Genomic DNA, 22,423 nt, shown 5'->3' on the forward strand with positions numbered 1-22,423 from the left:
CCCTAAAAAACGGGTATAATTTCTTATATTGGTTTCATGCGCGCCCGCACGCGGGATAACTTATTTATCAGGAGCCCGATTTATGAAAAAATTAGTAAGCCTTTTGCTCATTTGCTGTGTAGCCTTTGCCGTGGCCGGATGCCGCCATAAAAAAGAATCCCCTTATAATCGCACCGACGACAAACAGGATTATGAACGCTTGCTCAATACGCACGTTTTTGCGGCTTGCCAAAACATTATGAAGCCCTACGCGCTCTACTCGCTCGCTACGCTTAACAAACGCCCCACGGAAAACGATCCGCATTATAAAATTACCTTTGTAAACGGCCCCTGCAAGGGGAAAGTGCTATTTACCAAAGATGTAATTTTAAAAACTGAACCGTTGGAAGGCGGAGCCATTACCAAGGGAACCGTTGTGTTGCGCAATTATTGGAACCCGTCTGACCCATACAACCAGGAAAAAACAGACCGTTGGCATAAGGCGGTCGTCAGCAGTACGGCCCGTATGGATAAAGGTATTATTGATTTGGAATTTCCGCGCGACAAGAACGACTTTATGCCCGCACGCGAAGGAGCGTACTTACACAATGTACGTTTTATCACGCAGCCTGAAATTAAAGACGTCCGCACTTTCTTATTTTAGAGGATAACTATGAAATTAAAACAATTAGCCATACTTGCCGTTTGCTTATTTGCCCCGCTCTTTGTCCGGGCCGCCCAAGGGGACCCTATTTCCTTGGAAACCTTGATTTTAGATGTTCCCACCGCCGAAGTGTTTGACCGTTACCAGGCCTCTTTTTTAACGCGCGCTTACGACCACGGAACGGTAATGGAAACCATTGATTTTGGGGTCTATCCCCGCATTAACATTGGGCTTAGCATTGCCTCGCACGAACTGTTAGGTTCGTCCTCTTCCGTGCGCGTGCTGGACCCGGACTTTCAAGTAAAATGGAAGATTTACGACGGAAATTTATATTTACCCGCTATTGCTATCGGCTACGACGGCCGCCGCTATGGTTACGGTTATGACGAACACCGCAAGTATGCGAAAACGAAAAAATTTTTAGATGACCGCAAAGGCGGCTATTTAACTCTTACGCGCGAAATTATTATTCCCGGTTTAAACGCCACCGCCGGGCTTAACTTCTCCGATTTTGCGTGGGATGAACTCTACTGGTTTATGGGCACATTCTATAAACTGGGCGACAAAATCGGTTTAATGGCCGAGTGGGACAATCTGCGCAATATCCGCGATTCCCGCTTAAACCTGGGCGCACGCTTTTATCTGCACCCCTCCTTGGCCTTGGACGGCGCTGTACGCCGCGTAGGCCGCGGAGATGAAAGCGAACGCATTTTACAACTGCGCTATGTAACCACCTTTTAGGGGATTTTATGAATACCGCTCCACAACCGCCGCAGTTTAAACGCCGCACGATTTTTATCAAAAAAAATCTGCAAATCCGCTATATGATGCTTATTATTTTAAGCGTGCTGTGCGGCCTTGCGATTATGACGTTTGAACTGACGGCCACGTTGGACGAACTGTTTGATAACTACCCGGTTTTAATGCAGCCGCTGTATGACCAATTTCTGCCCTTAGCGGCGGGTTTTGCCTATAAAATTGCCATTTATTTATTACTTGTTATCATCATTTCCGCTATTTTATCACACAAAATGGCCGGGCCGGTTTACCGCATTGAGCAAACTTGTAAGGATATTGCCAAAGGGGATTTTTCCCAGCGGGTACGCTTGCGCCAGGGCGACCAATTCACCGAATTACAAGACGAATTTAACAAAATGATGGACCGCGTAGAAGCGGAAATTAACAAAAACAAACAACAGTAACCCGGGGGTAGTATGAAAAAAATCTTAATGATGGCGGCCCTTTGCCTTTTGGCTCAGGCCGCTTTTGCACAAAAGGAATACGGACTAACTTTTTCCAGTTTGGTCAACGATAATTTGACACTGGAAAACGCTATCCGCCTGGGCTTGGAAAACAATTCCAAGTTTCTGGCGGCCAAACAAGAAATTATCATCGCAGAACAAAAAGTAACCGAAGCCAAGTTCCGCTATTTGCCGCAATTTTCACTGCAAGGCACCGCCACCTGGTACGACTTGGATTATCCTATGGTCCTGCCCGATGCCGTGGCTAACCGCTTTCTGCCGGGCAACGGCTACTATGGCGACAAAGACCAATTCTATGGGGTGGGTATTACCGCTACCCAATATCTTTATTCCGGCGGACGCATCCGCAGCACCCTGCGCTTTGCTCAGGCCAATTTAAAACAAATCCAAAGCCGCTACGAGTCTGTTAAAAATGCGGTGGTGCTGGACATTAAAAAATCTTTTGCGGCTCTTTTATATGCCCAGCAAAATGCCCAACTGACCCAACGCATTTGGAAATTGGCGCAAAAATGGAACGCTTCCGCCAATAGCAACCTTTGGGCTAAAATGCGTATGCAAAATGCCTTATTCCAACTGCAAAGCGCGCAAAAACAGGCCGAAAACAATTTAAAACAGGCAAATTTGGCAATGCTCGTCAGCCTGAATAAAGAACTCAATGCCCGCGTTACAATTCGCGGAGAATTTTCCCCGGTTAAAACCGATTGGGACTTGCCGCACCTCACTTTATGGGCGATGGAATTCCGTCCCGAATTAAAGGCCGCCATTTATGCCTTGGAAACGGACGATATCGCCATTGACCTGGCCTTATCCCGCCGCTACCCGGACGTCATTTTAAACGCTTCGTACGAAAAATTAGGGGCCAACACTTTGGAGGACCAAAACAGACAAATTTCGTTGGCTGTCCGCTTGCCGATTTCTTATAATTTTTCCACACAAGTTACCGAAAAGAAAGCCCAACAGCAAAAAAGTTCTTTAAGCCGCGCCGCGATTGAAGATACCATCCGCGTACAGGTGGCTGAAAACTTTGAGAAAATGTCCTTTTGGCAACAGGAAGTATTGGACCGCCAAACCGCTTACCGTGAAATGGATGCCCTGTTAAAACAAGCCCCCCGCCAGCCCCAACACGGCGCCGAAGCCCTGGAAGCCTTGCAGGCTTACCTGCAAACGGCCCAACGCTACTTACAGGCGGTTAAAGAAAACCAATTCGCCAAAGCCGAGTTGGAGTGGGCTATCGGCCAGGATTTACAATGATGCGCCGGTTCAAGCAGGCCGCCGCAGTGCTCTTGTGTCTGCTGTCCGCGGGGACGGCATTTGCCATAGAGCGCGAAACCGATGACGTTATTTTGCGCCATTTTTTATGGGATAAATTTACCGCCCTGCCAAAAAACGAACGCCCCAAAATCGGGGTGGCTTTATCGGCGGGGGGCGTGCGCGGTTTTGCCCACGTCGGCGTATTGGAAGCCCTCAATAATGCCCAAGTGCCGGTGGATATGATTTCGGGTACGTCTATGGGTTCGGTGGTGGGGTCTCTCTATGCGGCAGGGCTCCCGACCGAAAAACTGTGGACTATCGGCGAGCATATGACAATGGACAAAATAACGTCCGACTTCAACGTAATCGGCCTATTTCGCTTATTATTCGCCAAACGGCTGCCCACTTCGTCCAACTTGGTTAATTTCTTTCACGAACAAGTAGGCGATATGCGGTTTGAAGATATGCAAATTCCGTTCTCCTGCGCGGCAATGGACGTTAAAACCGGAGAGCGCGTGGTATTTGATTCAGGCCCCTTGGCTATTGCGGTGCGCGCCAGTATGAACCTGCCGGGTATCTTTGCCCCGGTGCAATACCGCCACCGCGAACTGGTGGACGGCGCCGTAGTAGATTATTTACCGGTAGAATCGGTTAAATCTATGGGGGCGGACTACATTATTGCCTCCATCACGCCACCTGATTTTTATTCCGATACGCCTAAGTCTATTGCCGCCTACTTACTGCGCGTAGGAGATGTGCGCGGTGCCGCGATGATTGAAGAATCGGCCCACAAGGCGAACTTTGTCATTACTAACCGCGTATTGGACGTTGGAACCTTAGAACTTGATAAATTACACAAAGCGGGCGAAGTAGGCTTGCAGGAAGCCAACCGCCATATGGGGGAAATGCAGGAGGATATCCTGCTTTTTGCGCTGCCTTATGTACTTAAACCGTAAATTTTTATTATCTTTTTTATTTGCCGCCCTGTGCTTGGGAGGTTGCTCTACCGCCCAAACGGGATTTTTGGGGATGGCCCCGCGCGGAGACAGGCAAGATTATATCCACGCGCGTGATTTGTACAACGAAGGCCATTATACCGAGGCCGTAGCGGAATTGTCCGACTATATTTACAAAACCAAAAACGTCAAACGCCGCGAGGCCCGCGCCTACCGCTTATTAGGAAAAAGTTACGAGCAACTGGGCAATTTAAGCAAGGCATTGGATATTTACTTGGAAGCCTTGGAATTTCACCCGGACAATGTCCCCTTGCTTTTGGCGGCCGCCAGTCTCTACCAAAGGACAGAACTTACCAACCGCTCTATGGACTTGTATAACCAAGTGTTGCAGAGGGAGCCGAACAATTTAGAGGCCCTTACGGGGCAGGCCGTCAACTACAACACCTTGGGCTTCTATTCCAAAGCACGCTATTACTACGACCGTTTTTTTGCCTTAAACCCGCAGGCCGAACCGAAATACCGCGCCCGCTATGCCAACACTTTTTTGAGCCAAAGCAATTACCAAGAAGCCTTTATCCATATTACAATGGCGTTGATGCAAGACAATTCTTCGCCCGATTTTTGGCTGGTAAGCGCCAAGGCGGCCCGCGGGCTTCAACTCTACCATAAAGCATTAGAGGATATTAACGCGGCCTTGTTACTGGCTCCCAAGCGGGAAGATTTACTTGCCAACAAAGCCCTGTGGCAAAATGAAGCCGGGCAATACAAAGAGTCTATCCAAACCGCCAAGGAAATCCTAAAAATATCGCCCAAAAACCAACTGGCCTTTTTTATTTTGGCAATGGATGAATATAACACCGGAAACCCCAAAAGTGCCCGCCGCCATATGCAAGCCGTAAAAGAGCAAAACCCCGAAACCTTTATCGGACGGGTGGCCAGCAAACTGCTTGCGGATAATCCCTTGTAACACCACTGCGGTCTAGCCGGTTGATGAGATAACAACCCCCAGATTTCCGCCTGCAATTATCGGGAATATTTCCTATTTTAAAGCACAATCCCCCAGTATCGTCCTGGGGGATTGTTTTAACGCATAATGGGATTCGCACACTACGGACGTGCAATAAACGGTTTTCTGTCCGGGCGGCGGTCGCTGGGCAAGAGTTCAATTTCATCTACAAGCAGCGCAGGCGTAATCACATTAGAATAAACATCACTATCGTCCCCGGTGGCTAAAATATCCCGCAGGGCACGGGTCGTCAGGTTGGACACCTCCAACCCGGTTACGGGTTCTTTGCGTCCGTCTGCCGTATAGATACGCTGAACCATCGTCCCAGTTCCGCCCATATTCGGCACAATATAGCAGTAGTCAAGTTCTAACTCTTTGCAGCGCGCAAGCAGTTTGGCTTCCAATTCTTTTTCGCTCAAAGGGTTCTTCGGCTCCACCACCACCGTTGTCAGCCTTTCGCGGGGGTATGAATTTAGGAAGAAGGCGTGCCCATTGCTCTTTTCTCCTTTTTTAACGGAACGGCGGGAAGAGGGCAACTGCACCAGTTTACCGCCGGACACAAGCGTTAAATCCTGCGTGGCTACGCCCTCGTCATCCACCGGGGCAAAGTTAGGCAACCGGCGGCCTTTAAACTCGCGCAAGTGCGGTCTGTCGTACACATCCGCCACCATAGACATTACGCGCATTCCTACTTTATTACGCAGTTCCCCCGCTTCGGGGTCGTCTTCAAACGCGGCAGAAAGCAAAGGCTTATTTTTTTCTACACCCCGCACCAAAAGGCCCATAAAACTCCCGGCGGCATCCTTTGTAAACAGCACCGGCCCCAAATAAGCCGTGCCTTTTTGCGCTTGGTAATGCTGCTTAATTTTCTCTAAAAATTTATCCGTTTTTTCTTGCAACCGTTTTTCATTATCCGTGGCGTTCCAAGACGATAAAGGCAGCCACTCGCTTTCAGTATCTTTATACCCGTTTTTAGTGCGCAAAACGGCGTTCCAATAGACATTGCCCGCCGGATAGAAAGTTTGATAAAACCCGCCGTCGCTGTTTAGATAATAAGTCCCGGTTTGGTAAAATTGGGCAGACACCTCTAACTTTTCCACATATGGCAAGTCTTTCCCTTGCGAAGACAACTTATTTACCACTTCCTGCCAAACCTGCATATCCGGGTATGGCAACGGGTTAAGTTCTTCCACATACGAAGATTGCGCAGCCGGAGCAAAGTCGGGCGTTTTTTCGTTTAACAAGTTCTTTTTGCGTTTATAGGCTTGTTTTTCTTTATACACTTCGTTTACTTTGACAAACTCCGTATTGGTAGCGCCCCATAAACCTTGCCGGATACCGTCATATCCGTTAGGCATAATACTTGTATTAGTCGGGGCATAAGGCTCCCACCGGCTATTACGGTCAAAACCTAAACTATCGTGTTGGCGGGACCCTACATCCACCAAAACATCTGCCAATACAAAATTACCAAAAGAGAAAACAGGCAAGGGGCTTCCCATAGAGGCCGAAACGTTATACCCGCCCAAATCCCTCGTCAATTTATAGGCCACATAAAAGGGCTTTTGTCCGTCCTTTTCTTTGGTGCGCAGTTCCTTTACGGTACGTTTCATTTCGTCCTGCATAGCGCGGAAGTACATATTATCCGGCAACTGACCTGCGGCAACCGGCATCGTAATAAATAAAGCAACAAAAAGTAGCAATTTCTTCATTTGGAGACTCCTTTATGCAAAGAATACGGCGGAGGCAACAAGGGTGGCTTTTCCGTGCTTTTTTTCTTCTTTTCCATTTCCATTGATTCTAACAGCACACTGGGAGCAATGGCCGATACCGGCACCCAGCCGGATTCAGCGCCGCACGAACCATTAAACACCTGGTAGTCGTCCGCGGCGGCAAGCACTTTATTAAAACTTACCTGCGGTGTGCCCACCATATCCAATCCGCGCACAACTTCTTTGCGTCCGTCCGGATATACGCGGTACATCAATGTCGGTTCCAACTTGAAGGCTTGCGGGCTGTAAGTGTCCGTCATTGTAAAGCCGCCGGATAAATCTTCAATCATAAAACCGTACGGTTTGTTTTGGCGTTTAATTTCCTGCAAGAACTTTTTTTCCAATTCATCATAAGTAACGGTCTGCTCGGCAAGCGCGCGCGTAACAGCCATACGGGCTACCGGACGAAAGTAATGGTTTCCGCGGCCGTGCCCGTTGGAAGCCGGGAAATTTTTAATCGGGCTGCTGCTCATTAAAAAGTTTTTGAGCACGCCTTTTTCCACCAGCGTAACCGGGCGGGACTTTACACCTTCGTCATCATATTCGTAAAAACCGCGCATCACTTCTCCGTTAAAATACGATAAAGTGGCATCATCTATAATTGTTAAGATGGGAGAAACCACCTGCTGGCCGATTTTATCTGTAAAAGTACGTCCAAAATCTTCCATTTTTTGGCGGTGTCCTTCCATACGGTGCCCTAATATCTCGTGCACGAAAACAGCCATCGCGCGGCCTTTTAAAAGGGTCGGGGCTTCAAAAGGGTCTCCCTCGGGCGCATTAACCAGTTGCTCCAATTCGTCAATGGACTTGCGCGTATCGGCTAGTAACTTTTCCTCGCTCGGCAGTTCTTCGGGGCGCAAAACATTATAGTCATTAAAGCGGGATACTTCTTGTCCGTTTTCCGTTTTGCCCGATACGACATACGACAAGCGGACCTCTTGGTGTGGAGTTTTTAACTGCGTACCGCGGGAATCCACAAAATAGCGGTAGCCCACTTCCCGCTCAAAAGAAAAATTGGAGGCTAAAATGAACTTTTTTCCCTTGGTAAGCGTAGAGGCTTTGACTAACATCGCCTTGATTTTATCATAGTCAAATGTAGCAAATTCAGCCGTACGGCAAAAGCGCTCCACGGGCGGATAAGCAAAATCGGGGGAATCGTCAAAGCGTGTGGGGGCCGTTAATTTTTCGGCCTTTACGCCGTCCAAGTCTCCCTGCGCTTTTTTTACAGCCGCATCCGTCGCACGCCACAGGGCCGTAGAAAAAGCCTTTCCGTCGCCCCCGGCGGCTGGCATATCTTCCTTCGTGAGTCTGTCACTTACAGAACTCATCACCGTCAAACGCCGGGTATTATCTAACGCGGGCGAGCCAACACGGGGAAATACGGTTACACTGGCGAGCGAACGGCCATAGTATTCCCGCGCCACGCTCCCCTCGGATACCTTTATATCCGAAAGGTCGTTGGTATAATACTGGTAGGACAAGTAATACAGGGGCGGATTTTGCTTTTGAAAGGTTTTGAACCCGCGTTTCATTTCGGCTGACATTAATTTTATGGGAAGTTCGTCAGCGATATTGCAGTTATTCTGGGCAAAGGCGGACAACCCGAATAGCAGGGAAAGAGATAACACAATTATTTTTTTCATAAATTCTCCTATGCGTTTATTTTATCATATACCTGTTGGATACAAGCAAAAAAAATGATAAGATATATTATCCGTAAAACGCCGAGATAGCTCAACTGGCAGAGCAACGGTTTTGTAAACCGTAGGTTGTGGGTTCGACTCCCATTCTCGGCTTATTTTTTTGCCTTTTTTTCGTTTATGCTGAGAAAGCAGGCCAACTGCTTTGTTTACGTTGGGAGGCGAAGCCCGGAGCGATGTTTTTGTTGGCACACCTAACAGTTCCGCTGTGTGCTAATCAAAAACCGGGAGGGCCGGTTCGCAGGCATTTTACGTCAGTAAAATGACCGCAGGAGACTCCCCTTCCCGGCTTCTTGTTCTAAACCACTCATTTCCAAGGCCGCAGTCGGGCGGCTGTTGCTTTTTCGGGTGTTGCCCCGCGTTTTCAGCCGTACCCGCATAAGCATATCCCCATAAATTGCTATAATTTTTATTATTCTTAAACTATATTTTGGAGAAATAATGGAACCCGTAACGACTACTGTATCCGTTGCTATGTGGATTGCCTTTTGGGTAATTGTACTGGCAGCATTGTTCATTGATTTAGCCGTGTTAAATAAACATCACGGCAAAGTAAGTATGAAGGAAGCCGCCTTAATGGTTTGCGCGTGGGTATCGCTTGCGCTTCTTTTTGGCGGGGCAATTTGGTTGGTGGAAGGCCCGCGCCACGCGCTGGAATTTTACACAGGCTATGTGTTGGAATATTCTCTATCCGTAGATAATATGTTTGTGTTTATTATGATTTTCGGTTATTTTGCGATTCCGCACAACTTACAGCCCAAAGCCCTTTTGTGGGGCATTGTGGGGGCAGTTATCTTGCGCTTTTTGTTTATTTTTCTGGGCGTACAGTTAATCTCGCTCTTTTCGTGGACGATTTATGTTTTCGGGGCATTGCTTATCTTTACGGCGGCGAAAATGCTGTTGCAGAAGGAAGATGATAATTTTGACCCCAGCCAATCTTTTATTTTAAAACTTCTTAGAAAAGTTATGCCCATCAAAACCGATTACCACGGCGAAAATTTCTTTGTGCTGGAAGCGGGCAAACGTATGGCCACCCCGCTGCTTGCGGCCGTTATGGTAATTGAAATGTCCGACCTGATTTTTGCGGTGGACTCTATTCCGGCGGTTTTGTCCATTACGCAGGATACTTTTTTGGTATATTCGTCCAACATTTTTGCCATTATCGGTTTGCGCTCGCTGTACTTTTTACTGTCCGGTATGGCAGGCAAATTCCCGTATCTCAAATACGGCATTTCCGTTATTTTATTCTTTGTAGGTGTCAAAATGCTCCTGTCGCATTTTTTCCCTATCCCGATTGTGGCTTCGCTAGGGGTAATCGTAGGGATTTTGACGCTGTCTGTTTTGGCCAGCAAAATCTTTCCGCCCAAAGCGGCCTAGGGCTAGACAGAACGGCCTTTATTTACTAGAATATAAGAGCGAAATTTAATTCAGTTATCAAGGAAGGAACCTATGGCGTATAAATGTGCAGTGTGTGGCAAAACCCCGGTTTCCGGCGGTTCTTACAGCCACTCCAATATGAGAACCAAAAGAAGTTTTAAACCGAACCTCCAAAAGCAGAAGGTAGTGCTTGAAGGCAAAACGCAAACTGCCTATGTTTGCACTGGCTGCATCAAGAGCGGTTTGGCGAAAAGACCTACCAAATAATCCAATTTTTTGGAAAAACCAGCCCGTGCTTTCCTATGAGTGCGGGCTTTTTTATTAAAAAACAGACCTGAGGACCACATGACATTTTCCAAACGCTGGGCAGTTTTGTTACTCACCGCATTGACGGCTTTTTCGTACGCGCGCGCGGAAGATGCCGACACCCAAGAATTAGACCCAAACGGACCGTGGATGATTTGCAGTATAGAGGCTGACGGGTTAAAAAACATCCGCAAAAAAACCATTACCAAAACAGGACACGCTAAAAAAGGCGAACTGTACGAACGTTACACCGTTTCCGACGATATACGCGATATTTCCGCCTTAGGCGCATTTGACAGCGTGGAAATAGATATTTCCCCCGTTTCCGGCACACGGAAAGAAAAAAACGGCTCCGAAATTTATCCTTGCCACCGCTTGACCTACATTGTCAAGGAAAAACCGATTTTTGACCGCTTAACCTACGAAGGGCGCAAACACCTGGGCAAGGGTGCCATTACACAAGCCATGACGCTTAAACTAAAAGACCCCTTTAACGAGGCTAAATTACAGGCGGATTTGGACCGTATTAAAGCCAAGTATGCCGAAAAAGGATATGTCAACGCGCAAATTACCTACGAACTGACTACCGACGAAAAATTAGGCGTAGTGTCTGTGAAACTTCTCATCCGCGAGGGCGAGCGTGTGCGAGTGAAAGACGTTACCATTAATGGCAGCGGCGAACTGCCGGCGGAAAAAATTTTAAAAAAAGCCTCCAACCGCCCCGGCAAGGTCTTTAAACCGCAAAATTTACAGCGCGACTGGGTAAAAATGATGCTCTTCGGCCGCAATAAAGGGTACAGCGAATTTACCCTTTCCGAGCCGAAAGTACAACTAAATGACGACAAAACCGAAGCCGCTATTTCCTACGATTTAACGGAGGGCGAAAAAGTGGACTTCGGCACTGTCTCTTTTGCGGGAAACAATGTTTTTACACCCGAAGAACTTAAAAAACAAGTATTCTTCCGCGAGGGGCATCTCTATAACCAAAAAGATTTTGACGATACCATTTCCGCTATCCAAGAACAATACGCAGACAAAGGCTATCTGCAAGCGCGCGTCAACCCCGTAAAAAATATTGAAAACGGCAAACTTAACTTGACCTTTGATATTGCCGAAGGCCGCATTTTTTACATTGATAATGTAGATGTTACCGGCTATGAACATACAAAAAAATACGTTTTTACGCGCGAACTTTCCATCCACCCGGGCGATTTGTACGATAATGCAAAAATAAAACGCAGCCAGACCAAAATTATGAATTTGGGCTTTATTAACGACGTGCAGATAGATTTGCAGCCCACCGCCGACCCGCAAAAAGTAGATTTAGGATTTAACGTCGTAGAAGGGCGACCGGGTATGTTTACGGCAGGCCTCGCGATGAGTTCTATGGACGGCTTGTACGGAGAACTCTCTATCAACCATATGAACCTGTTTGGCCGCGCCCAACGGTTATCCTTACGCACAATGTTCGGTAAGGAAATTTTGGATTATACCGTCAGTTGGTCCACCCCGTGGATTTATGACAAGCCCACCTCGCTGGGTGTGGATTTATTCAACACCCGCCGCTACCGCTCGTTCTCCGATGAAAACCAGGCCTATACGGAAAAACGTATCGGCGGACGGGTAAAAGTCGGTCCGCGTTTTAATGATGATATTTACCAGTTGTCCTTTGGTTATTCGTTTGAAAACATTGATATTTACGACATTGACCAACGCTTCCAACCGCCGCAATCCAACCCCGGCGACGACAGTTATTTGGAAAAGGGCAAAACCAATCTTTCCACCCTCAGCGCGGATTTCGCCGTAGATACCCGCGACAATATGTGGGACCCCACGCAGGGCTGGCGCAACTCCTTGGGCTTGGCCTTGGCGGGCGGCCCGATTGGCGGCGACCTGGATTTGTGGTACTTAAATGCCCGCTCCATTTTCAACTACACGGTTCTTAACGTAGGCGGGAATTACCCGATTGTATTTGTGCTGTCCAATAAATTCGGCTCTGTGCAGGCCTACGGGCGCACCACGGAAGTACCGCCTTATGAAAAATTCTTCTTGGGCGGCGCGGATACGATTCGCGGGTACGAACGCGCGGGCGAAATCGGCCCCGAATTCGGCGGCGATATGTACTATGTATTAAATGCCGAGTTGCGCTTCCCGATTGCGCGCGAAGGCAGAAGAAATATGGCGCAATTTGCCTTCTTCTTTGATATGGGCAACTCGTGGAATAAGTTTAGTGATTTGGACTTTTCCTTAGGGCCGGACCGCAACCAATTTAAAGCGGGTGTAGGGGTAGGGTTACGCTTTACTACGCCGTCGTTGCCTATCCGTATTGACTGGGGCTACGGTTTGAATCACGCCGCGAACCAAGACAGGTCGCATTTCTATTTCAATATTTCCAATATGATGTAAGGAGTGTATGAAAAAAGTTTGGCTGTTTCTACTGGTTTCTTGTCTGGCAGGACTTCTCCAAGCGCAAAACGCACCGGAGAAAGAGCCTGCTTTGACGGATAAAGAAGCCGCCGCCGTGGCCTCTATTTTAGCCAAATCCGCACAAGAAACCGCCCAACCGGCCCCGGCCTCCGACAACATTATTCTGCCGGAGGAAACCAAGAGCGAAGCCTTTGCACAAGCCGATACACACACGGGAACCAACGCCCCCGAACCGCCAATGACCGCCGAGCAAATGGCAGCCGCCGCCGATAAAGAAGCCCCTCTCTCCCCCTCCGTACAGGACGAACCGGCAGAGGAACAGCCCAAAGAAATGCAAAAATGCTTAACGGTGGCCTTTATTGATATTGACGAGGCCTTTAACGAACATCCGCGCACGATTGCCGTTAAAGAGCAAATCCGTTTAAAAATTTTATCCAAAGAAAACGAAGTGCAAGGCGCGCGGCAGTTAATAAATGTTTTGACTGCCGAAAACGACCGTTTAGCGGCACAGTTGCGCGAGTTAAAACCGTTTTATGAACGTATTGTGGTGGAACCCACAAAATTACAGCCGCAGATTCAAGAAAGTGCGGACTCTCTGGTATTGGGCAACTTGCTAAACCGCCTGACTTTTTCGGGTGCGGAAATTTTATCCACCAGCCCCTTAAACTCGCCAGCGGAACTGGACGATTTGACGGCGCGTATTGCTTCCAATAAAAAAATTATTGCGGAGCGCGGCTTTTTTATTGATAATTATAAATATACCACGCGCGAAGAAATTTTAAAGTTGGAAAAGAAAGAAGTAAACGCAATTTTGCAAGACATTTACACGGAAATAAAATCCTTCGCCAAAAAGCGTAATATCGGTGCGGTGGTCCGCAAAGACGAAATTTTATACGGAGACCGCCCGGTAAACGTTACCAAGGATTTTATCTCCCGCCTGAAAAAGGCAAAAAAATACCGCCAACGCGGAAAGTAGAGGTTTTTATATGTTGAAATTAACCGTAGCCGAAGCGGCTAAGATTACCGGAACACAAGACGTTTCCAAGCCGGATACCGCCATTACCGCCCTTTGTTCGCTGGAAGAAGCACACGAAGGCGGACTTTGTTATTTAACTTCTTTGGAGAAAGCAGACTTGTTGAAAGACTTAAAAGCCTCCGCCCTTATCGTGCCCGAAAGTGCCAAAGGGCAGGATATTCCTTTCAACGGGGCGCTTTTGTATGCTAAAAATCCCGAATGGGCCTTTATTCTTTTAATGAAATATGCCGATGCACAAAAACAAAAACATACATCCGGCATCCACCCCACCGCCGTTATCAGCGGGTCGGCCAAACTGGGGGCCAATGTTTCTGTCGGGGCTTATACCGTTATTGAGGACGGTGCGCAAATCGGCGACAATACCGTTATTTTCCCACAATGCTACATTGGCAAAAATGTATCCGTCGGCAAGAACTGCTACATTTACCCGCAGGTCGTTATCCGCGAGGAGTGCGTGCTGAAAGATTACGTTATTTTGCAGGCTGGGGCTAAAATCGGCTCGGACGGTTTCGGGTTTACATTTCACGACGGACGCCACCAAAAAATCCCGCAAATCGGCAACGTGGTTTTGGGCAACGATGTAGAAGTGCAGTCCAATACCTGCATTGACCGCGCCAAAATTTCCAGCACGGTCATTGGCGACAATACAAAAATTGATAACCTCGTCCAAATCGGGCACAACGTACACGTAGGTATGAGCAGTATTATGTGTGCCCAAGTCGGGGTGGCCGGCACGACGGAAATCGGCAACGGGGTCATTTTGGCAGGCCAAGTGGGTCTGGCCGGACATATGTCCATCGGCGACCGCGCCCAGGTCGGCGCACAATCCGGCGTAATGACATCTATTCCCGCCGGACAAACCTATTTCGGCTATCCGGCTATGCCCCAACGCGAGGCTTTCAAATTGCAGGCTATTTTGCGCAAACTGCCCGAAATGCACAAGGAATTTAGAACTTTTAAAAAGCAGTTGGAAGAAACCAAAAACTTATCGTTTTTCGGAAAACTAAAAAAATTATTAGGACTATAATATGAGAAAAACCCTTTCTGCTACCGCCGTTGTAACAGGCAACGGCTTACACACGGGCGTACCCGCCACACTTACGTTTAAGCCCGCAGACAACGGCATTACCTTTTTACGCACCGATATCCCCGGTGCCAAACCCATTGCCGCCTTGGCCCAAAACGTCAGTTCCACCTTACGCGGTACCAATTTAAAAAACGAAACTGCCGAGGTGTGGACAGTGGAACACGTTATGTCTGCCTTGCACGCTTTGGGGCTGACAGACGTTACCGTAGAAATGGACGGCCCGGAGCCGCCGGTAACCGACGGAGCAAGCGACGTATATGTAGAGGCCCTTTTAAAAGCGGGCTTAAAGGATTTGCCCGCCGAACAACCGCTGTTAAACATTAAGCAAAAAATTACTTATACAAGCGGACGTATTGCCTACTCGGCAGAGCCAGCAGATAAATTAACTTTTACCTTTGTCTTTTTGCACAAACACCCGTTGGTCAGCCACCAAGAATTTACCTTGGAATTTACACCGGACAATTATATCCAAGAAATTGCCCGCGCACGCACCTTCGGCTTTGAAGAAGAACTGGCCTTTTTAAAGGCGCACGGTCTGGCAAAAGGCGGAAATTTGGAAAATGCCGTCATTGTCGGCAAAGATAAATTTATCAACGAACTGCGCTACCCGGACGAACTTGTCCGCCACAAAATTTTGGATATGGTGGGCGACCTGTGTTTAACCGGGCGCAAACTGCCGCCGCTTAACATTACCTGCACCTGCGGCGGGCACAAACACAATGTAATTTTCGCCAAGATTCTCTTGGCTAATTCGGAGGACAAATGAGCGTTAAATCCGCTAGTTTAAAGGACTTTTTAACACTTCCCGCCGTAGATGTTTACGACCAGGAACGCATTAAAAAGAATATTCCGCACCGCGAGCCTTTTCTGCTTGTGGATGAAGTAAAAGTATTGGAAGAAAAAAAGAAATATCTCGGCAAGCACTTTGTACGCCCCGACGAGTATTACTTTAAAGGACACTTTCCCACCAAACCGGTTATGCCGGGTGTATTGGTAGTGGAAAGTATGTCCCAAGCGTTTGGCGGGGCCATGATGGGCTATATTACGCAAGGAAAAGGCGGCCTTCCGCTCTTTTTAAGCATTGAAAATGCCAAATTCCGCGGGATGGTACAACCCGGCGATACGCTGGAAATGCCAATTGAAATCTTGCGTCTGGGCAAAATTTCCAAAATCTATGCAGAAGCCTACGTTAACGGCAAACTGTGCACGCAGGCCACCCTTAATTTTATTCTAGGAGAAATTCCCAATGTCTAACATACACCCTACGGCGGTAATTGACCCCTCCGCCCAAATTGATCCCTCTACCCATATCGGCCCCTACACCGTCATCGGCAAGGGCGTCATCATCGGTAAAAATAACAAAATCGGTCCGTTCTGCGTAATTGAAAATACAACGATGGGCGACGGCAACGATATTATTGCCAGTGCCTTTATCGGCGTAAAGCCGCAAGATTTATCTTATAAAGATGAACCGACCCGCGTACAAATGGGCGATTACAACCAAATCCGCGAGTGCGTAACCATCCACCGCTCCACAAACTTGGAAAAACCGACCACTATCGGCAATTACTGCCTGTTAATGGCTAACTCCCACGTTGCGCACGATTGCCGCCTGGGCGACCACATTATCGTAGCCAACAGCACGGGAATTGCGGGACACGTCCAAGTAGAGGACCGCGTGGTAATGTCCGGTATGGTGGGAATCCACCAGTTTGTTCGCGTGGGCACAATGGCTATGCTCGCCGGCGGGGCGATGCTGCCGCTGGATATTCCGCCCTATTGTATTGCCCAAGGCCAGCGCGCCCGCTTGGTCGGGTTGAATCTTGTCGGGATGCGCCGCGGAGGCCTTTCGCGCGAAACCATTATGGAAATCAAACGTGCCTATAAAGCCTTGTTCAGAAGCGGCAAACGCCTGCAAGATGCTATGGCAGAATTGGAAGCCACCCACCCCTGCAAGGAAGTACAGCATATCATTGATTTTTGCAAAACTTCCCCGCGCGGTGTAGCCACAGCCAAAACCAAACTGCACGATGATGACTAATAAAATAGGTCTTATCGCCGGCGAAGGGAAAATGCCCGTTTACATTGCCCAAAAAGCAACATCAAAGGGCTATGAAGTCTATGTAGCCGGTGCAAAAGGCAACGCCAAAGAAAACGATTATAAAACCTGCGCCAAAGTGTTCCGGGCTTTCCGCCTGGGACAGTTGGGCGCGGGAATCCGTTTTTTTAAAGAACACGGCGTAACCCGCGTGATTATGGCCGGCCGCGTACAACACACCTCTATTTTTACTAATTTAATGCCTGATTTACGCGGGGCGAAGTTTTTGGCTTCCTTAAAGAATATGCAAACCAAAAATATCCTCTCCCGCGTAATGGACGAATTTAAAAAGGACGGCATTGAATTTGAACACTCGGCCCTGTTTTTAGAAGATTTTATGCCCCAAAAAGGTGTTTTGTCCGCCAGAAAACCGACCGCGGAGGAACAACAAGCGGCGGAATTTGGTTATAAAACCGCCAAAGCCATTGCGGCGCTGGATATTGGGCTTACCTGCGTGGTCAGCCAAAATGCCGTTATAGCCGTAGAAGGTATGGAAGGTACGGACCGCTGTATTTTGCGGGCGGGAGAACTGTACCGAGAGTCAGCCGAAAAGAAATCGTCCGTAGCGGTGGTGAAAGTGGCCCGCCCCAACCAAGACAACCGCTTTGACTTGCCCGTTATCGGCAAAGGGACACTGGAAAGTCTGCACAAGGCGGGGATTTCCGTATTGGCCTTTGAAGCCGGAAAAACCCTTGTTTTAGATTTAGAGGACGTTATTGCCCTGGCCGATAAATATAAAATCTGCTTAATGGCGGTATAAGGTTTGCTCTGCGGACGGCTTACCTTTTTCCCCTCTTTTGATTAATGGAGCCACACGCTTTCTGTAATGTTGCAACCAACGAAACGACAAATAGCAAAAGCCCAACACAATCGGTAGATCCTGAAACCTATTAATAGTTCCCCCACAGAAACTCTACGGGGTACCGCCTAGCGGTATGGACGGCAATTCAGGCGGGCCATTAATTTAGCCGCAACTAATTCCACCGCCCCTTTTCATTTCGCTTTCTTTATGATAGTATTTAATAGGAAGTTTCTCTCCCAACGCGGGAGAGCGTTCTATTTTGTATTTAAAGAGGAATTAAAATGACCGAAAGAACACCTATCATTGCCGGAAACTGGAAGATGCACAATACGCTCGCGGAATCTGCCGCCCTTATTACTGCTCTTACCAAAGCCGGGAATAAAAACCACGTTGAAATTATCGTTGCGCCGTCTTATACGTCGCTCGCCAAAGTGGCGGAACTCGCCAACGGGTCCGAAATTAAAGTAGCCGCACAAGATGTACATTGGGAAGATAAAGGCGCCTTTACGAGTGCCGTTTCCCCCGTACAAGCCAAAGATGCCGGTGCTACCCATACCTTAATCGGCCACAGCGAACGCAGAAGCGTTTTCGGCGATACTGACGAAATTTTGAACAAAAAAGTAGCCGCTGCCTTGCGCCACGGCCTGACCGTTATCTTCTGCGTAGGCGAAACACTAGAACAACGCGAAGCCGGCAAAACTCTTTCCGTCATTGAAGAACAACTCAAAAACGGCTTAAACGGCTTTACCGAAGAACAATTAAAAGGTCTTATTATCGCCTATGAACCCGTTTGGGCTATCGGCACGGGCAAAACCGCCACGCCGGACCAAGCGCAAGAAGTACACGCCGCCATCCGCGCCTATTTGGGCAAAGCCTACTCTGCCGCGTTTGCCGGTGCCACCCGCATTTTGTACGGCGGCAGCGTAAAAGATACTAACGTGGACGAAATTATGGCTAAACAAGATGTGGACGGCGCCTTGGTAGGCGGTCAGTCTTTGGTCGCGGAAAAATTCGCCCGCATTATCAACTACAATAAATAATATTTAAAAGGGGTTTCGTATGAACTTGGCTAAACTGATTGACCACACTATTTTAAAACCGATTGCCGGGAAAGAGGATATTCTCCGCGTTTGCGACGAAGCACGCAAGCACGGCTTTTGCAGCGTTTGCATTAACCCGTTTTGGGTGCCTTACGCCAAAGAACTCTTGGCCGGATCGGACGTAAAAGTATGCACGGTCATCGGTTTCCCATTGGGGGCGAATACCACCGCAGTCAAGACATACGAAACCCAAGACGCTATCAAAAACGGAGCCGACGAAATTGATATGGTTATCAATATCGGCGCGCTCAAAGATAAAGATTACGACACCGTTTTGCAAGATATCCAGTCCGTCCGCGGGGCCTGCAAAGGGCACATTTTAAAGGTAATTATTGAAACCTCCCAACTGACGGATGCCGAAAAAGTAAAAGCGTGCGAAATTTCCGCCCAAGCCGGGGCCGACTTTGTCAAAACCTCTACGGGTTTTACAGGGGGCGGCGCTACGGCGGCGGATGTGGCTTTGATGAAGAAATCTATTCCCGCCCATATGCAGGTAAAGGCTTCCGGCGGGGTACGTACGCGCGAAGATTTTGATGCTATGGTCGCCGCAGGGGCTACCCGTATCGGTGCCAGTTGCGGTGTAAAAATTGTAGAGGACAAATGATTACCAACTGGGATATCCTTTCCCGTATAGACCCAGCCACGCAAAACATCCGTTACACTGTGGTAACGGACGGTACGGAGCGTGATGCGCAGTTGCTCGCCAAAAAATTGGCGGGTTATGTTTCTACGCCTGCCACGGCTCTGCCGCCATTTAATTTTTCCTTTGAGTTGCCTATGGATTTAAACGAGGATACCTTGTCCAAAATCCGTACGGCAACCGAAGAAGGGGTGGCTCAAATAAACAAAGTAAACCAATTTGCGCCGGACGGTGCGTTGGGCGACCCTCTGTTTAACGGGAAAACGGACTTATCCAGGTCCGTCAGCCAGGTGGCTTCGGAGGACAGTTTCTTTAAACCCAATCCGCCCGCCGCACCTGTGCCGGATAATTTGGAACAGCACACCGTTGCTATGTCCAAAGACGAAAAACCTGCCACGGAGCAAGAACCGCTGACAATTAACGACAAAGATATGCTCATTAAAGATATGGAGGGCACTATGCTAGACAATATGCCCTTGGAGGATATCTTTTCGGCGGAAACCAAGTATGATATGTTTTTGGACTTGGAAAACCAAAAATTAGTCAAAAACAACCAACAGCAACGCGAGCAAAAAATAAATATTCTAGCCGACGGGAAAGACAGTTTGGAAGAATCCTTTAATGTTTTTGAACAGAAAATAAAGGACCAAACCTGCATTATTGATTTAGACGATTTAAACAAAGTTACCGGGCAAATTTCCCAAAAGGATACAGGGTTTGTAAAGCACGCTAACACCGTGCCGCCTACCCCGGGTATAGAAGCCAAAACGGTTGCCGCGCCGGAGGTAAATGCGGATATAGACATTCCGCTCCACGCCGCCATGCGCCCGGAGGAACCGCAAAATGTTCAGACGGAAAACTCCGCCGAAGAGCAACCCTTGCCGGAAATAGTTGCTAAACCTGTCCCGGAAATTCCGGCAGAGCCAGCACCGACAGAACCTGTTGCGGCCGAGGTTTCTCCCGCTAAGGAAGAAACAGCACCGGACCCAGTTGATTTATTAAACAAACCCGCAGACCATCCGTCTGTGGCAGACCCCTTTGAAAATATAGAAAAATCCACCGTTCGCCCTGATGATGACGAGCCCCTTAATTTAGGACCTGCGCCGGAGGAGGCCTCGGTGGAACTGGCAGAACCAATACACGGGCAAATTCCGGAAGAAGAACATTTGCTTAACACCGTGCCGCACGCGCCTGTGATTGAACAGGCAACTCCGCAAGAGGACGGCGAGGATTTGCCAGAAATTACTATCCGTGGACAAAAAATAGACTCGTTGGACAAAACGTTCCATTTGGAAACGACCATTAACACCGAACTAATGCAAAACCAGTATGAAAAGTCGTTCCACCAAACCGTTCCGCCCGCCGCGCCCAAACCGCGCCCCGAGGCTCCCGTCCAACCGCAGGCTCCGCGCCCGCAACAGACCGTCGCGCCGGCCGCTCAAACACCTTTTGTTCCGGTAAAACCGGGGGAATCTATTATGGAAGAACATAACGCAGAAAAAACCACTTTTCGCATTAGACGCAAATTAAATACCGAACCGGCAACTCCCGCACCGGCCCATACGCCTGTGCCGCACGCGCCTGTTGCCCCGGTGCATCCGGCCCCGGCTATGCCGCAGCCGCGCCCGCAACAGCCTCAGGTACAGCAGCCTGTTCATCAGCCCAAACCGGCTATGCCCGCACCGGCAGCAGGCAAAACTATTTTGGAAAAGACCAAAACCATTGACCACTCTATTGAAATTCCGCTCTCGGAAATCAAAAAGCATAATTGGCCCTTGGAAGTACCGTTGGTGCCCACTTACACGCTTGAAAATATGGTAATGTCCGTCAACCGCTTTGCGCACGCGACAGCCATTTCCGTCATTGAAAACCCGGGTAAACTCTACAACCCCTTGGTGTTGCACGGTGCAACAGGTACGGGCAAAACGCACTTTTTAAACGCTATGGCATATGCGTTCTCCAAAAAATTCGGACAGGAGAACATCTTTTTGACCAACGGCGTGCGGCTTTCGCGCGGGATTCAACGCTATGTAATGGAAGGAAACATTGAAAAATTTGACAAGTTTATGGGCAGCGTAAAGGTGCTCCTCATTGACGATATCCATCTATTGGCCATTAACGAGCAAAACCGCGTGCATATTTCCAACTTACTTAACAAGTTTCTGCGCGAGCAAAAGCAAATTGTAATTACTTCTAAATACCCGCCGGAAAGTTTGGAAAAATTAGAAGAATTAATCCGCTTCCGCTTGGATTCCGGTTGGATTTCGGAATTAAAGCCGGCGGGCGGTTCCGCGCATTTAAAAATCGTTAAAAAAATGCTCTTGGAAAACGGAGTAGATTTAAACGACGCCCAAGTAACCGATTTCTTTGGCGGAGCCCATATGACATTAGGCACCGTTACGCGCAGCATCCGCCGCTTAAAAGTATTGGAAAATTTAATTTTTCCTAATCTGCCGGAATCGGAACGTTCCCAGGCCGCCATTTTTGAAAAACTGCTGGCTACCAATGGCGAAGATGCCACAAGCGAAATTTTAACCCGCGACATAGAAAGCATTACCACTTTATCCACCGTGGGCAACGGCGAGTGGGGCCGCATTGGCTTCTTCTACCCGCAAAACAGTTCCCATTTGATGAATTGGATGGTGTTCTGCCTGGAACAGCGCGCCAAAGAGTTGGGTATTTCCGGCGGATTTGATATTGCCGTGCGCTCCTCTTATGCTACGGAAAACATTATTTCCTCCGCCTTTAAAATCGCCAACTTATGCGATAACAAAAAATTAAAAGGGGCGGTCATTTTAGGGCCCTCGCTCCAAGTGTGCGACCCATCCGTGCGCGAGAATTTCTACGATATTCTTACGCATATGTTGGAAATTATGCTCATTCGCTGTGGGATTATCAATTACGAAGATACCAAAGCCCCCAGCACTTATGTAAAGGTAATTTCCGAATTGTTGAGGTAA

20 protein-coding genes and 1 tRNA gene are annotated in these 22,423 nt (G+C 48.3%); 19 read left to right on the forward strand and 2 right to left on the reverse strand.

Annotation, left to right across the window (positions count from 1 at the left end):
* The first annotated feature begins 82 nt into the window (after window positions 1–82).
* The 6 genes from ACZOTW_RS05390 to ACZOTW_RS05415 are packed head-to-tail and all read left to right on the forward strand — an operon-like array spanning window position 83 to window position 5,079.
* Window positions 83–643: a hypothetical protein gene (locus tag ACZOTW_RS05390; RefSeq protein WP_428041735.1), complete on the forward strand. Its 561-nt coding sequence runs from the start codon at window positions 83–85 to the stop codon at window positions 641–643.
* A gap of 9 nt (window positions 644–652) precedes the next feature.
* Window positions 653–1,384 (forward strand): hypothetical protein, encoded by a 732-nt coding sequence (locus ACZOTW_RS05395; RefSeq protein ID WP_483997686.1) that lies wholly within the window; start codon window positions 653–655, stop codon window positions 1,382–1,384.
* Window positions 1,385–1,392: 8 nt separating this feature from the next.
* Complete coding sequence (locus tag ACZOTW_RS05400; RefSeq protein WP_177748549.1) at window positions 1,393–1,845, forward strand: HAMP domain-containing protein; 453 nt, start codon at window positions 1,393–1,395, stop codon at window positions 1,843–1,845.
* 12 nt (window positions 1,846–1,857) lie between these two features.
* Window positions 1,858–3,156 carry a TolC family protein gene (locus ACZOTW_RS05405; protein WP_483997687.1) on the forward strand — a complete coding sequence of 433 codons (1,299 nt, stop codon included), beginning with the start codon at window positions 1,858–1,860 and terminating at the stop codon, window positions 3,154–3,156.
* Window positions 3,153–4,112 carry a patatin-like phospholipase family protein gene (locus tag ACZOTW_RS05410; RefSeq protein ID WP_428039620.1) on the forward strand — a complete coding sequence of 320 codons (960 nt, stop codon included), beginning with the start codon at window positions 3,153–3,155 and terminating at the stop codon, window positions 4,110–4,112. Before ACZOTW_RS05405 ends, ACZOTW_RS05410 begins: the two co-directional genes overlap by 4 nt.
* Window positions 4,084–5,079 (forward strand): tetratricopeptide repeat protein, encoded by a 996-nt coding sequence (locus ACZOTW_RS05415; protein WP_428055298.1) that lies wholly within the window; start codon window positions 4,084–4,086, stop codon window positions 5,077–5,079. Before ACZOTW_RS05410 ends, ACZOTW_RS05415 begins: the two co-directional genes overlap by 29 nt.
* A 140-nt stretch (window positions 5,080–5,219) precedes the next feature.
* Here ACZOTW_RS05415 and ACZOTW_RS05420 read toward each other — a convergent pair whose 3' ends face one another.
* The gene (locus ACZOTW_RS05420) at window positions 5,220–6,830 is read right to left on the reverse strand and encodes a metallopeptidase TldD-related protein (protein WP_483997688.1); all 1,611 of its coding nucleotides are present in this window, start codon (window positions 6,828–6,830) and stop codon (window positions 5,220–5,222) included.
* Window positions 6,827–8,533: a metallopeptidase TldD-related protein gene (locus ACZOTW_RS05425; protein ID WP_483997689.1), complete on the reverse strand. Its 1,707-nt coding sequence runs from the start codon at window positions 8,531–8,533 to the stop codon at window positions 6,827–6,829. Before ACZOTW_RS05425 ends, ACZOTW_RS05420 begins: the two co-directional genes overlap by 4 nt.
* A gap of 80 nt (window positions 8,534–8,613) precedes the next feature.
* Between ACZOTW_RS05425 and ACZOTW_RS05430 the strand changes: the two genes are divergently transcribed.
* The 13 genes from ACZOTW_RS05430 (at window position 8,614) to ACZOTW_RS05490 (ending at window position 22,423) form a co-directional block, all read left to right on the forward strand.
* Window positions 8,614–8,686 (forward strand) — tRNA-Thr (locus tag ACZOTW_RS05430).
* Window positions 8,687–9,031: 345 nt separating this feature from the next.
* Entirely contained in the window at window positions 9,032–9,967 is a 936-nt protein-coding gene (locus ACZOTW_RS05435; RefSeq protein WP_483997690.1) for a TerC family protein, read from the forward strand.
* Window positions 9,968–10,039: 72 nt separating this feature from the next.
* The gene (gene rpmB / locus ACZOTW_RS05440) at window positions 10,040–10,234 is read left to right on the forward strand and encodes a 50S ribosomal protein L28 (protein ID WP_177748535.1); all 195 of its coding nucleotides are present in this window, start codon (window positions 10,040–10,042) and stop codon (window positions 10,232–10,234) included.
* Window positions 10,235–10,312: 78 nt separating this feature from the next.
* Window positions 10,313–12,679, forward strand: a complete 2,367-nt coding sequence (gene bamA / locus ACZOTW_RS05445) for an outer membrane protein assembly factor BamA (protein ID WP_483997691.1) — start codon at window positions 10,313–10,315, stop codon at window positions 12,677–12,679.
* Window positions 12,680–12,686: 7 nt separating this feature from the next.
* Complete coding sequence (locus ACZOTW_RS05450) at window positions 12,687–13,676, forward strand: OmpH/Skp family outer membrane protein (protein ID WP_428040579.1); 990 nt, start codon at window positions 12,687–12,689, stop codon at window positions 13,674–13,676.
* 10 nt (window positions 13,677–13,686) lie between these two features.
* Entirely contained in the window at window positions 13,687–14,763 is a 1,077-nt protein-coding gene (gene lpxD / locus ACZOTW_RS05455; RefSeq protein WP_428039627.1) for a UDP-3-O-(3-hydroxymyristoyl)glucosamine N-acyltransferase, read from the forward strand.
* 1 nt (window position 14,764) lies between these two features.
* Entirely contained in the window at window positions 14,765–15,589 is an 825-nt protein-coding gene (gene lpxC, locus ACZOTW_RS05460) for a UDP-3-O-acyl-N-acetylglucosamine deacetylase (RefSeq protein WP_483997692.1), read from the forward strand.
* A complete protein-coding gene (gene fabZ / locus ACZOTW_RS05465; RefSeq protein WP_483997693.1) occupies window positions 15,586–16,077 on the forward strand; it encodes a 3-hydroxyacyl-ACP dehydratase FabZ in 492 nt (163 codons plus the stop codon). The genes lpxC and fabZ overlap by 4 nt, the downstream gene beginning before the upstream one ends.
* Window positions 16,070–16,864, forward strand: coding sequence for an acyl-ACP--UDP-N-acetylglucosamine O-acyltransferase (gene lpxA / locus ACZOTW_RS05470; protein WP_483997694.1), 795 nt, complete (start codon window positions 16,070–16,072; stop codon window positions 16,862–16,864). Before fabZ ends, lpxA begins: the two co-directional genes overlap by 8 nt.
* Window positions 16,857–17,681 carry an LpxI family protein gene (locus tag ACZOTW_RS05475; RefSeq protein WP_483997695.1) on the forward strand — a complete coding sequence of 275 codons (825 nt, stop codon included), beginning with the start codon at window positions 16,857–16,859 and terminating at the stop codon, window positions 17,679–17,681. The genes lpxA and ACZOTW_RS05475 overlap by 8 nt, the downstream gene beginning before the upstream one ends.
* 323 nt (window positions 17,682–18,004) lie before the next feature.
* On the forward strand, window positions 18,005–18,763 hold the full coding sequence (gene tpiA / locus ACZOTW_RS05480; protein ID WP_177748520.1) for a triose-phosphate isomerase: 759 nt from the start codon (window positions 18,005–18,007) through the stop codon (window positions 18,761–18,763).
* A gap of 19 nt (window positions 18,764–18,782) precedes the next feature.
* Complete coding sequence (deoC, locus tag ACZOTW_RS05485) at window positions 18,783–19,427, forward strand: deoxyribose-phosphate aldolase (protein WP_428037653.1); 645 nt, start codon at window positions 18,783–18,785, stop codon at window positions 19,425–19,427.
* Entirely contained in the window at window positions 19,424–22,423 is a 3,000-nt protein-coding gene (locus tag ACZOTW_RS05490) for a DnaA ATPase domain-containing protein (protein WP_483997696.1), read from the forward strand. Before deoC ends, ACZOTW_RS05490 begins: the two co-directional genes overlap by 4 nt.

The sequence above is a fragment of the Candidatus Avelusimicrobium sp. genome (assembly GCF_056976295.1).

What these genes read in the sequence shown, in the direction of transcription:
- ACZOTW_RS05450 (WP_428040579.1), top strand. Translation starts at nt 12,687, where the DNA reads ATGAAAAAAGTTTGGCTGTTTCTACTGGTTTCTTGTCTGGCAGGACTT.
- fabZ (WP_483997693.1), top strand. Translation starts at nt 15,586, where the DNA reads ATGAGCGTTAAATCCGCTAGTTTAAAGGACTTTTTAACACTTCCCGCC.
- tpiA (WP_177748520.1), top strand. Translation starts at nt 18,005, where the DNA reads ATGACCGAAAGAACACCTATCATTGCCGGAAACTGGAAGATGCACAAT.
- ACZOTW_RS05405 (WP_483997687.1), top strand. Translation starts at nt 1,858, where the DNA reads ATGAAAAAAATCTTAATGATGGCGGCCCTTTGCCTTTTGGCTCAGGCC.
- ACZOTW_RS05475 (WP_483997695.1), top strand. Translation starts at nt 16,857, where the DNA reads ATGACTAATAAAATAGGTCTTATCGCCGGCGAAGGGAAAATGCCCGTT.
- deoC (WP_428037653.1), top strand. Translation starts at nt 18,783, where the DNA reads ATGAACTTGGCTAAACTGATTGACCACACTATTTTAAAACCGATTGCC.
- ACZOTW_RS05435 (WP_483997690.1), top strand. Translation starts at nt 9,032, where the DNA reads ATGGAACCCGTAACGACTACTGTATCCGTTGCTATGTGGATTGCCTTT.
- lpxD (WP_428039627.1), top strand. Translation starts at nt 13,687, where the DNA reads ATGTTGAAATTAACCGTAGCCGAAGCGGCTAAGATTACCGGAACACAA.
- ACZOTW_RS05400 (WP_177748549.1), top strand. Translation starts at nt 1,393, where the DNA reads ATGAATACCGCTCCACAACCGCCGCAGTTTAAACGCCGCACGATTTTT.
- ACZOTW_RS05490 (WP_483997696.1), top strand. Translation starts at nt 19,424, where the DNA reads ATGATTACCAACTGGGATATCCTTTCCCGTATAGACCCAGCCACGCAA.
- ACZOTW_RS05395 (WP_483997686.1), top strand. Translation starts at nt 653, where the DNA reads ATGAAATTAAAACAATTAGCCATACTTGCCGTTTGCTTATTTGCCCCG.
- lpxA (WP_483997694.1), top strand. Translation starts at nt 16,070, where the DNA reads ATGTCTAACATACACCCTACGGCGGTAATTGACCCCTCCGCCCAAATT.
- ACZOTW_RS05420 (WP_483997688.1), bottom strand. Translation starts at nt 6,830, where the DNA reads ATGAAGAAATTGCTACTTTTTGTTGCTTTATTTATTACGATGCCGGTT.
- bamA (WP_483997691.1), top strand. Translation starts at nt 10,313, where the DNA reads ATGACATTTTCCAAACGCTGGGCAGTTTTGTTACTCACCGCATTGACG.
- ACZOTW_RS05410 (WP_428039620.1), top strand. Translation starts at nt 3,153, where the DNA reads ATGATGCGCCGGTTCAAGCAGGCCGCCGCAGTGCTCTTGTGTCTGCTG.
- ACZOTW_RS05390 (WP_428041735.1), top strand. Translation starts at nt 83, where the DNA reads ATGAAAAAATTAGTAAGCCTTTTGCTCATTTGCTGTGTAGCCTTTGCC.
- lpxC (WP_483997692.1), top strand. Translation starts at nt 14,765, where the DNA reads ATGAGAAAAACCCTTTCTGCTACCGCCGTTGTAACAGGCAACGGCTTA.
- rpmB (WP_177748535.1), top strand. Translation starts at nt 10,040, where the DNA reads ATGGCGTATAAATGTGCAGTGTGTGGCAAAACCCCGGTTTCCGGCGGT.
- ACZOTW_RS05425 (WP_483997689.1), bottom strand. Translation starts at nt 8,533, where the DNA reads ATGAAAAAAATAATTGTGTTATCTCTTTCCCTGCTATTCGGGTTGTCC.